The sequence below is a fragment of the Candidatus Kryptonium thompsonii genome (genome assembly GCF_001535985.1).
In the GTDB taxonomy this organism is placed as follows: Bacteria; Bacteroidota; Ignavibacteria; order Kryptoniales; family Kryptoniaceae; genus Kryptonium; species Kryptonium thompsonii.
This window is the reverse complement of sequence record NZ_CZVS01000060.1, coordinates 1-11668: the sequence shown is the minus strand read 5'-3', so window position 1 is coordinate 11668 and position 11668 is coordinate 1. Positions and strand designations below refer to the sequence as shown.

Annotated in this window: 8 protein-coding genes and 1 pseudogene; all 9 read right to left on the bottom strand. The window is 36.6% G+C overall.

What is annotated here, in order from left to right; genetic code table 11:
- Positions 1-1069: pseudogene (locus tag AWW78_RS08465) on the bottom strand (hypothetical protein); the annotation flags it as partial.
- A 449-nt stretch (positions 1070-1518) separates the two neighbouring features.
- Complete coding sequence (locus AWW78_RS08460) at positions 1519-3174, bottom strand: tetratricopeptide repeat protein (protein WP_047134880.1); 1656 nt, start codon at positions 3172-3174, stop codon at positions 1519-1521.
- A gap of 3 nt (positions 3175-3177) precedes the next feature.
- Positions 3178-4323: a nicotinate phosphoribosyltransferase gene (locus AWW78_RS08455; RefSeq protein ID WP_047134879.1), complete on the bottom strand. Its 1146-nt coding sequence runs from the start codon at positions 4321-4323 to the stop codon at positions 3178-3180.
- Positions 4301-5473 (bottom strand): glycosyltransferase family 4 protein, encoded by a 1173-nt coding sequence (locus tag AWW78_RS08450; protein ID WP_047134878.1) that lies wholly within the window; start codon positions 5471-5473, stop codon positions 4301-4303. Before AWW78_RS08450 ends, AWW78_RS08455 begins: the two co-directional genes overlap by 23 nt.
- Positions 5457-6650: an O-antigen ligase family protein gene (locus AWW78_RS08445; protein ID WP_047134877.1), complete on the bottom strand. Its 1194-nt coding sequence runs from the start codon at positions 6648-6650 to the stop codon at positions 5457-5459. The genes AWW78_RS08450 and AWW78_RS08445 overlap by 17 nt, the downstream gene beginning before the upstream one ends.
- Positions 6651-6696: 46 nt before the next feature.
- Positions 6697-8520 (bottom strand): ABC transporter ATP-binding protein, encoded by a 1824-nt coding sequence (locus AWW78_RS08440; RefSeq protein WP_234697341.1) that lies wholly within the window; start codon positions 8518-8520, stop codon positions 6697-6699.
- A 19-nt stretch (positions 8521-8539) separates the two neighbouring features.
- Positions 8540-9325: a glycosyltransferase family 2 protein gene (locus tag AWW78_RS08435; protein WP_047134882.1), complete on the bottom strand. Its 786-nt coding sequence runs from the start codon at positions 9323-9325 to the stop codon at positions 8540-8542.
- A gap of 3 nt (positions 9326-9328) precedes the next feature.
- Positions 9329-10348 carry a TolB-like translocation protein gene (locus AWW78_RS08430; protein WP_047134875.1) on the bottom strand — a complete coding sequence of 340 codons (1020 nt, stop codon included), beginning with the start codon at positions 10346-10348 and terminating at the stop codon, positions 9329-9331.
- A partial coding sequence (locus tag AWW78_RS08425) for a class I tRNA ligase family protein (RefSeq protein ID WP_047134874.1) occupies positions 10338-11668 on the bottom strand: 1331 nt, incomplete at its 5' end. The genes AWW78_RS08425 and AWW78_RS08430, both read right to left, overlap by 11 nt.

The following is an 11668-nucleotide window of genomic DNA, read 5'->3' as shown; positions in this document are numbered from 1 at the left end:
CTTCGCCAGAGAACCGATAAGATGCTTGAACATAAAAACCATTTTTCGTTTCTTTCCATCCACCAAATTTTCTCTCAAGCCGAATGAATTCACCTCTAAATTCCAATCCACCAAAATGATATTCACCGTCAAATCCAATCATACTAAAATCTTCTTTTCTCGTACCCTCTTCATCGCTTGCCTTCCCAGACATATACGAAGCTCCTATCTCTAAATTCCACACAGGCAAAATTCCCAACCTTCCACCAATAGTTTTGTTTGTGTCAACATCCGTAAAATTCTCACCGATCATTAACTCTCCCATCTCAAGCCGTGGTCCATTAACTATATAAAATGCATAGTTTATCTTTGAACCCTCGGAAAACGGTAAAGATGCACCACCCCTTAATTGAATACCCACATCTGACAGCGCATGGTCAAGAAGATTGGTATAAATCAATGGACGTCGGGGCAATTTATCTATCCATGTTGGATGTAACCTCTCCGAGTAAACATTAAACGGTAAAATAAATTTTCCAGCCACGAGCGTTAAATAATCGTTAACAAAATAACTCACCTGCGCTATCTCCAATTCAATTGCAACCTTAGTATCCTCAAGCTCAAACTCAGGTTCAACCATAAAATAAGTATTATTCCCAATAGCAAGATGAAAAAGCGGTGTAAATGATGTCTCGAATGAAGCCACTTCTTCCTTAACGGAAACGAACTGTGAGACTCCATACCCACTTACAAAAAATTTCGAACTTGGAAAAAGCTCAAAACTTTCTACCCTCTTATTAACATAATCTTTGACGGACTCTTCAATAGCATCTCCCTCCTCAGGTGGATTATTTGCATCTTGAAGGAACTTTAAAATAGCCCTCGCTTGATCTCCAGGAAGGTTTCCTATTATCCTCATATGCCTTACAATAACATCCCATTGTGCATCGTTAAACTCATTAAACCCCCTTACATTATGGCACCTTGCACAGTTTTGACCCCAAAAGATAGAACCACTTTGATTTTGCGTAAGAACAATTGAGAAAACCAAGATCAGAAAAAATACTTGCATGAAAATCTTACTTAACATGTTTTTCTCCTCAGGTTTTTTGGTTTTATTTTTGCATAAAAGCATAACTCAAAAAATATGCCAAAACAAAATCTCGTAAATATCAACCATTAAAACTTTAAATAACCGAAAAGATGTTAAATTGAATTTTCACTGTGTCAAATAAAATTTTTCAAAGCAACATCCATAAGTTCATCTGCAAAAACAAACAAATTCGGCAAAAATGTTAAGGAGCTATATCAACTGGGGGTTTAATTGAGAGGTTCGTTATGGTGAGCTGTATAATTGGACTTTTCTTTAATCTATAAGAAAAGCCTCTATGCTATGATAGCAATTAAATCACCGAGATATTTTCGGATATTTTTGTCTAAATATAAATAAAAAAACATATCTTGTCAAGAGGGGTAATTGATTTTTAGCAAAAATTTGTTCGCATCCCTAACTAAATTTCGCTCCCCGATGCTTTCAAATTAAATCCTAAATCTCGCACAAACTCTAAAAAATCTATAGTTGTAGACCGTTGAACCATATTTTTCATATTGACCACAGAATTCAAACTTTCCTAAAGTAAGTTTGCCAAAAATTCTATAGTTCAAAGAAGTCGGATACCTCGGATTCTTTGCAACCGCACCAGCAATCCCAACCGTGAGCCATTTTAAAGGACTTTGCTCAACATTTACCTCGCCCCAATATGTCGAAAGATTATTTGGCGTCCAATAGGGCAGTGAATTAACATAAATTGAATCAAAATCTTCAAAAGAATAAAACCCGATGATTAACACCCGTGGGTTCTCCTTTAAAAGAAACAAATTGAGATAACTTCCGAATGTCTTTTTTATATTTCCATCAGAATAAATTCCATAATCAAAGAGCAAACTTAAACCAAGCGAATTAAAAATTTGATTGTAAACTGCAAGCGTGAAGTTATCAACCGTAATCTTTTCACCTATCGCTTTAGCCCCTTCTCTATTTTCGCTCCTCTTGTAAGTAAACTGTGGATAAATTCTATCAAATAAATTCAAGCCAAGTGTAAATCGCCACACGGGAAAACTTATCGCTTCATACTTGAACATCCCAGTTTCTAACTCAAGGTAATTCCCTCGACTGATGTTATACCTACCCCGAAAAACACCCCCATACCCAAACCTTTTCTCTTGAACCCTGCCATCAAAAATTTGAACCTTTTCCACATTTAAACCTATCTCCCAAAATCTGCTGAGAAAAATCTTCGCTTCAAAAGGATATGTTGCCCTTTCAAGTTTATTTGTATCCCGAAACAATTTTGTCTCACCGTAAATGTAGTTAGAATAGTTTGCTTTTATTTCTTCGCTTATTTTCTTCGCAGTTTGGTTTTGGGGATCGATTTTTAGTAAAGCCTCTGCGTAATTATTTGCCCTATCCCATTCGCCTGAGTAATAGAACAATTGAACTGCAAGCTCAAGTGCTTCTTTATGTTTCGGAAATTTTTTCAAAAACTTTTTGATTTCCCTTTTTGAATCATCAACTTTGTTATTCCAAATCAAAAGCTGACATAAAAGCCAATGATAGTTTGAACTATCTGGAAATGCACTAACAAGCTTTTTATAAAGTGGGATTGCTTTTAATTGCTGTTCGTTCCAAACATATTGTTGCGCAAGCTGAAGCATCGTTTCATAATCCTGCGGATCAAGTTCAATTATTTTCTCGTAAATCGGTATAGCATCACGAGCCCTATCGTTCCAAACATAAAGTTTAGCAAGCATTCTATAGAAAGCAATGCTGTCGGGATACATTTGCACAAGTTTTTCATAAACAGTTATCGCATCTTTTTGCCTTCCATCCCATAAATACCATTGTCCCAATTTAACGAGAACATCATAATTAGAAACACCATTTTTCAAAAGCGTCTCATAGACATTAATTGCGCCGTGCACATTTTCAGTCCAGAGATAAAGTTCCGCAAGCCGACTTGCAATTTTAAAATTGCTCGGCTCATCGTTAAAAATTTCACTATAAATTTTTATGGCTTTCTCAAGCTCACCATTTGCAATGAAAAATTCCGCCTGATTTATCATCTGATTTTTTTGATCCTGCGAGAAAGCCACGATGAATTGAAGTGCGATTAAAATAAAAAGTAATTTCTTCACTTTTTAAAGGGTTAAGTTTTTGATTTGCCTTAGGACATAATTTCTTATTTCTGATGGTTCAGGTGATGGCTTTAAAACTTTTCCATTTTCAATTACCTTTTCAAGGAGTGGTCTAAAACCTTCCCTATCGAATTTCTCATTCGCTGGGACAATTACTCTTTCACCTGTGTTTTCATTTACATACACCTGTTTTTCACCAGACAATTTTCCGCGTTTAGCCATCGGTTTCCCTTCTATTTCAACTATATCCATTGCAAAGTCAAGCACGGGAGCACTGCTTATCGTTGTTCCAACACCATATGCATCAACAACCTCGTTTAACTGTTTTATTATTTCCTCATCAACTCCACCACTTACAAAAATTTTAACATTTTTAAATCCCCTTATATCAAGCTCCCATCTGACTTCTTTCAAAATTGCAAGGAAATTTCCACGCCTTGAGCTTGGGGTGTCAAGTCTAACTCCGTAAAGTTTATCTTTAAGAGCTTCAGCGATGCGAATCGCCTCAAATTTTTCATCCGTGAAAGTATCAATTAAGGCGATCCTCGGCACTTTCGGGTCAATTATTTCATCAAATGCTTTCACCGCCTCAAGTGTATCACCAAATAGAAGGATCATCGCATGGGGCATTGTTCCACTTGCGGGTATCCCAAGAAGTTTCGCACCAACTGGAGTTGCCACTCCATCACATCCGCCAATGTAAGAACTTCTATCGATCATGGGAACTATCGCAGGATGCATTCTCCTCGCACCGAAATGAACGACAATTTTATCTCCAGCAGCAAGTTTACATCTCGCAGCTTTCGTTGCAATGCCCGATGCTTGGCATATCAACCCAAGAATTGCCGTTTCATAAACAGCAAAATCAAGATACATTCCCTCGATAGTCATCACTGGTTCATTCGTCTTAAAAACAGTTCCCTCGGGCATAGCTTTAACCGTCACAGGAAGACCTTCAAGAAGCGTCAAAACTTCATCAAGCCCAGCAAAGATTCCCCATTGATAATTTGATGGAAATTTCTTGACAACAAACTCCGCCTTAACATATTTATTTACTCCCTTTGCCTTTAAAACATTTATTGCCCTTTCAAAATATATATCTGTCACCTTGCCAGCCTTTATATCCTCAGGGCTTGCTATGTTGAACATCTCGCACCTCCGTTTGTTTTGACTTAACAAGATCAAGGTATAAAGCTTCAATTTCGTTTAAATATCTTTCAAAACTAAATTTTTCACAAACTGTTTCCCTTGCTCTTTTACCAAGCTGTTTTGCTAATTCTTTATTCTTTATCAAAAGTTTAATCTTCTCAGCGAGATCTTCATAATTCCCTTTTTCAAAAAACAATCCATCTATTCCGTCGGAAATTATATCCAAAAATCCAGCACTTCTTGTAGCAACAACTGGTAACTCAGTTGCCATCGCCTCAACAAGTGAAAGTCCAAATGCTTCCGCATGGGATGGAGCGACAAAAATATCAATAGCACACAGAACATCTTGAACATCTTTCCTAAATCCTGTCCATATCGTTTTATCATTAATTCCAAGTTCTTCTGCGAGTTTCTGCAGCCCTTTGAAGTAAGACACCTCGCCAACGGTTGGTTCACCGACAACCAATAACTTAACATTATTAAATTCATCCTTCAAAATTTTAAATGCTTTGAACAATTCTTCATGTCCTTTCCCAGGGCTGAAGCGACTTATAACACCAATTACAACTTCGTCCTCAAGATTAAATTCATCCCTTATCTTTTTGCGACTTTGCTCGCTGAACCTAAATTTTCCGACATCAACGCCTGGGTAAATAAGTTTTAACTTATTTTCATCTATCGGTAGGTTTTGCAAAAAACCATTTGCAACATCCTTCGAAATAGCAATTACAGTGTCAACCTTTTTATAAAAAATTTTATGAAGCAAATCTTTTTTACTTACACCGACTCCAATTTGGGGATCTAAGATAAGTGCTTGATTCCCCGCTTGTAAAATAACAGCCAGTGAGACAAGCTTCAAATCGCTTGAGTTAAAAATGTGAATTATACTAAATTGTTTTTGTTTCAAAATTTTTAGTAATGTCGCCAAATTTTCAGCAAAGTTACTGCTTAAACCAACAGTTTCAATCTTTCTTTTCTCGCCATTGAAGATTTTGACCAACTCCTGAAATAATCTTCCCTTCAGATTACAAGCAATGGTTACACTATGTCCTCTCTTTATCATCTCATTCGCAAGCCGTAGAATGTTCATTTCAAGCCCACCCCAACTGAGCCTTGAGATAACATATAAAAGTTCAAGTTTGGGGTTCATTTTGCCTTTTTAAGTTTTTATTTACAGAGTAAACAATTCCTGAAACAAACCAGAAGCTTGTCATTATTTCAGCATCCCCAAAACTCCACTCAAACATTCCACTTACATGAAATGCGAAAAAGATGCCAATTCCAGCAAGGATGAAGTCTCTTAACATGGGAATCGATGCAAAACTTTTATAAAAGACAAACATATCGATCAGCATTTTTATAAAAAGCCCACTTAAAACAGCAAAACCAACAATCCCAAACAACACAAGCCACATTATAAAATTATTGTGAAGATGTCCATGCCTTTCATCGGGGGCGGGATTAGGTCTAAACCTTAAATAAATTTTGTAAAGATCAATATCACCATAGCCAAGCAAAGGCTTATGAGCAAACATTCTAACACCTGTTTTCCACATCATATACCTTGCGACTGTCGTCTCAGATTTCGTCACATCTGAAAATTGAGCATATTGATATTTCAATGGAAAGAAAAAATAAAACACGGCAACAAGAAACGCCCAACCTGGCAAAAAATATCTGTATTTTAAGAGAACAATTGCCAACAATCCTATCGAAAATCCCAACCATGCACTCCTGACAAAGGTTAAAAGAAATGTAAGATATATCGGAGCTATGAGTAAAAGCACCAAGGCTCTCTTTTTGAAAGCTATTTCTCTGTCAAGGTATAATGGGAAAAGCAGAAGTAAAATTATCATTTTCAGCTCTCCTGCTGTCATCGAAATCTGAAAAACACCAAGCCAGTAAACATCAACTCGAAAATAGTAAACAACAAGTTCAATTATTGAAATAATCGCTGCTACAATTCCAAGTCCAAGTATCGTGCTGTAAATTCTCTTTGCATCCTTTAGGACAAAAATTGCCATATAGAAAACCGATATCAAAAGAACACGCCTCGCATGAGAAAAGGCTTCAGCCCTATACTCAGAAAAAATCGCACTTAAAATTTCAACAACGACAAAAGCGAGAAAAAATAAATCAAGCGTTGTTTTCAATCCTTTTATTTCATTACGATTTGAAAGAACCTTAAAAACGAAAAGCAATCCCGTAATGGCAAACGAAACAGATGAAACAGCGATTGAAAAAAATACACTTGCAACTTGAAGGGTTAGAAAAAGATATATTAACAAATCGTAAATTCTCGAAGAAGTTAATTTTTTAAAGTTCAATCGCAAAGCTCAAGTTTATTTTTACGGAAATTAAAATCTAATGATGTCAGAGATTAAATTGCATTTCATAAAGTTTACGATAAAGCCCATCCTGTTTTATCAATTCGTCATGTCTTCCCTCTTGAACAATTCTACCATTTTCAAGGACAATTATCCTATCGGCATTTCTTATTGTTGAAAGGCGATGTGCTATCACAAAAACAGTTCTGTTTTTCATCAATCTCTCAATTGCCTCTTGAACAAGGATTTCTGATTCAGTATCAAGATTGCTGGTTGCTTCGTCAAGAATTAAAATTGGTGGGTTTTTTAGAAGTGCCCTTGCTATTGAAATCCTTTGTCTCTGCCCGCCGGAAAGCTTTGTTCCCCTTTCACCTATGAGAGTATCATACCCTTGTGGAAGTTGCATAATAAACTCGTGCGCATTTGCCGCAATCGCTGCTTCAATTATCTTTTCCATCGGGCAATCATCAAGACCATAAGCGATATTGTTTTTAACAGTGTCATTAAATAAAATCGTCTCCTGTGTGACAATACCAATTTTATCACGCAGAGACTTTATCTTCAATAGCTTAAGATCAATCCCATCAATTAAAATCCTTCCTCTCGTTGGATCGTAAAACCGCGGAATTAAATCAACAAGTGTTGATTTCCCAGCGCCACTGGGACCAACGATTGCAAGTATCTCACCCCTCTTAACGACAAGATTTATATTTTTAAGCACAAAATCACCATCACTTTGCCCATTATATGAAAACCACACATCCTCAAAGACAATTTTATCTTTAAACTCTTTAAGCTCAATTGCATTTTCAACTTCTTTTATCTCTGGCTCGATATCAAGAACCTCAAAAACTCGTTTAGCAGCTGCCGTTGATTCTTGAATTCTATTATTTACACTTGTAAGTTCCTTAACAGGTGGCATTATCTGAAATATCGCAATGAGAAAAGTTAAAAATTCGCTTGCCCTCATCGTTCCAAGCTCAAGAACTTGCATCCCCCCATACCAGATTATAACAACTCCAACGATTACGCTTAAAAATTCAGTTATTGGGCTTGCAAGATTTCTTATCCTCACGATTTTAAGCAACGATTTAAAATATCTCCAAGTCTCCTTTTGAAACTTTTTATTTTCAAATTCCTCCATTCCAAATGCTTTCACAACTTTTATCCCCGTAATTGTCTCCTGCAAAACCGATGTCATATCCGCCATTCGTTCCTGCGTTGTCCAACTTTCCTTATGTATTCTCAAACCAAGCTTACCGATAAAATAAAGCGCAAACGGCAAAACAACCAATGATAAAAGTGTTAATCTCCAACTTAAAGAAAAAGCAATTCCAAGAAAGACAATTATCAACAACGGTTCCCTTACAAGATTCAAAAATGTTGCAGAAATCCCAGTATTTATCACCGCAACATCATTTGTTATCCTTGAGATTAAATTTCCCGTCCTTTCGTTTGTGAAATATCCGAGCGATAGAGTATGCAAATGTCTATAAACCGCATTCCTTATATCTTTTACAAGTCCTTGTTCGGCGTAAGCCATAAAGTAAGATTGAAAATAACCAAAGACATTTTTAAGAAAGAAAGCGAGAACTATAATAAGGCAAATTTTTACCAACGCCTCAGAATGTGTCCCCGAAAAAACATATCTAAACAAAAATCCGAAAAACTCTTTCTTCATCGTGCCTAAAAATCCACCCTGAGAAGAACCCCCTATTTTTTCAAGCGCAGATATATAATCTTGCGAGAAGAGAGTTTCAAGAAGCGGAATGGCAAGATAAATTGAAACGCCACTAAAAATGGAAAACAAAACCGTGAAAAAAAAGGATAAAGCAAGATACTTCCAATAAGGTCTAGCATAACTCAACACTCTTAAGAAAACTCGAAAATTATCTCTCGAGCTTATTTTCGACTTTTGATTTAACATTTTGAATTTCCCAAATCTTCATGTATGTTTGTAGTTTCGTCATAGCATGATTTAAAGAAACCATCAATCCATAAACCCCATCCGAAAACCCACGCTTTAAGATAAAATGACTCAAGAAAGCAAGAAAAGGAGCAAAAAGTATGTGATACCATTTCACCACCCTCTTTGATGCTCTTTCCTCAGCGCTCAGACTTGAATAATGATTTATCTTTTCAAAGGTGTCAAATAAATCAACATGCGTTAAATGAATTAAATCTCCCTTTAAATAACCAACTTTTCCATCAACGATGAATCCTTCGTGAACTTTTTTCGGTGTCACCCGAGCTTTCCCATTTTTGAACAGGCGTAGTTGATAATCAGGATACCAACCGCAGGACTTTATCCACTTATCAAGAAAAAAATTTCTCCTTGGAACATAAAAACCATCATATTCTGTTTCGCTTTCAAGTATGCTTTCGATTTCCTTTCTAAGCTCTGGCGAAACCCTTTCATCAGCATCTAAACTCAAAACCCAATCACATGTTGCTTTTCCAATCGCAAACTGTTTTTGAGGAGCGTATCCTTCCCACTTTTTGATAAAAACTTTGTCCGTGTATCTTTTAGCTATTTCAACTGTTCTATCTTTGCTTTCAGAATCAACAACTATAATTTCATCAGCCCAACTAACGCTTTCAAGACAATCAGCGATTTTTCCCTCTTCATTACCAGCGATTATCACAACCGACAATGTCTTTCTTTTACCTTTCATTTATTATGCGCTGAATCCTAAAACTTTTGGAATTCCAAAAACGCCATCTGGATAATCATCATTCGTCAATTGCTTCATCTTCTTCTCAAAAAGGTCATACATATAAATTTCCGCATCATTTTCAAATCCTTTGTCAAAAACTATTCTGGTATCGTCTATAAATCTAAAGTTAAAAAAACCACTTCCCGAGCTTATCTTGTAGAGATTTCTTTTTTCGACATCAAAAAAATAAATTTCCCCAGTTTTAACATTTTTCCTTTCAACCACTTCAGGTGTTATATTTACAACTCTGAAGACAAAATACATACCATCTGGACTCCACTCAAGTTGTTCTATTTTCCATTTTGTCTCAAAAATTTCAAATCTCTTAAAACCGTCCCAAAAATAAATTCTCTTAACACCAAGCAATGAATCATTCTTTATCTCGACACTCTTTTTTCCATCTGGGGCATTTAATTTTAAATCTAAAACTTCTTCAGGAAATTCACCCTTTCTCCAGTCATACTCTTTCTCTCTTTTATAAAGCAAATCTCCTGCCGAGTCAAACCCGTAAATTTCAAGTTTAAAGTTTTCTCCCGTTTGATAGCCCCCACTTATTCTGTAAACTTCAACCGTGTCAGCATTTAGCCATCTTATCTTAACACTCCAAGAATCATCAAATGTTTTAAGCAAAGCAACTTCGCCAGTCGTTATGTCAAAAAGATAAATACGGGGATTTTTTATGCTAAAAAAACCAGCACCAACAGTTCCCTCAAAATCAGCGGTTTTGAAAAGAGCAACATTTCCAAGCGGGGAAAATTTTATCTCCCAGACGCCAGCAAATGTATCTGGCAAAATTTTCTCAATCTTATAATCGTTCAAGCTAATTCCGTAGATGCTTGGGAGCGAATCCCTTTGTGAGATAAAGTAAACATATTCATCAGATGATAAGCTATGTGCTATGGGAATTTTTTTAACTTTCCTATCGCATCCGAATATGAAAGTTGAGAGAACGATAAATAATATAAAAGTTTTAATCCTCACAAGCGATGCTTACAAGTTTATTTTTCACAACCACAATCTTTGAAATTTTCTTACCGCTCAGATACTTTTGAACACCAGCATCGTTTAAAACGATATTTTTAAGGGTTTCATCATCCAAGTCGATCGGGACCTTGATCCTTGCTCTTACTTTTCCATTAACTTGAGCTACAACTGTAACTTCTTCCTCCTTCAATGCCGATTCGTCAGGTTCAACCCATTTACTTCCAACGAACAAACTTTCATTTTCACCAGAAATTTCCCACAATTCCTCAGCAAGGTGCGGGGCAAGTGGACCAAGCATTATAATAAATCTTTTCATACAATGGACGAAAACCTCTCGCGTGAGATCATCATGAAGATTTTTATCAAATTCAGAAAGCAAATTGAAAAGTTCCATCAATGCAGCGATCGCAGTGTTAAAGTTGAATGTATCAATGTCATCCGTTACTTTCTTTATCGTCTTATGAGTTTTCCTATAAATTGCCTTCGCGTAATCCCCAAGCAAATTAAGGTCATATTTATCCCTTGGCTTTACACTTCTTAATAATTCTCTATTATCAAGGACAAAGTTATAAACCCTGTTAACAAACCTCCACATTCCATTTATACCTTCATCGCTCCAATCCCCACCCTCGTCATATCTACCCATAAACATCAAATATAACCTGAAAACATCCGAACCATACTTGCTCACGAAATCATCAGGGTTCACAACATTACCCTTGCTCTTTGACATTTTTGCCCCTTTGTTCGTAATCGTTCCCTGATGATACAAGCTCAAAAATGGTTCATCGAATTCAATATGACCTGCATCCCTCAATGCCTTGGTTATAAATCTCGCATAAAGCAGATGCATTGTTGCGTGCTCAGCTCCACCGACATATTTATCCACTGGACACCAAATTTTTACAAGTTCCTTATCAAACGGTGCTGTATCAAGATGCGGTGTAAAGTAGCGTAGGTAATACCACGATGAATCGACAAATGTATCCATCGTGTCAGGGTCCCTCTTAGCTGGCGCTCCACACTTGGGACAAGTCGTATTTATAAATTCTTCACATCTTGCAAGGGGTGATTCACCCGTTGGTTTGAAATCAACATTATATGGAAGTAAAACTGGAAGTTGATCCTCAGGAACTGGAACCTCCCCACATTTTTCACAGTAAACAATCGGGATCGGCGCACCCCAATATCTTTGCCTTGAAATAAGCCAATCACGCAAGCGATATTTAACGGTCTTTTTCGCTATACCTTCCTTGCTCAAATCCTCAACAATTTTTTCCCAAGCTTCTTCGGAGTTCATCCCATTGTATTTTCCCG

Coding starts and splice junctions, on each gene's coding strand:
- AWW78_RS08455 (WP_047134879.1), bottom strand. CDS start 4,323: ATGTTCAACATAGCAAGCCCTGAGGATATAAAGGCTGGCAAGGTGACA.
- AWW78_RS08435 (WP_047134882.1), bottom strand. CDS start 9,325: ATGAAAGGTAAAAGAAAGACATTGTCGGTTGTGATAATCGCTGGTAAT.
- AWW78_RS08450 (WP_047134878.1), bottom strand. CDS start 5,473: ATGAACCCCAAACTTGAACTTTTATATGTTATCTCAAGGCTCAGTTGG.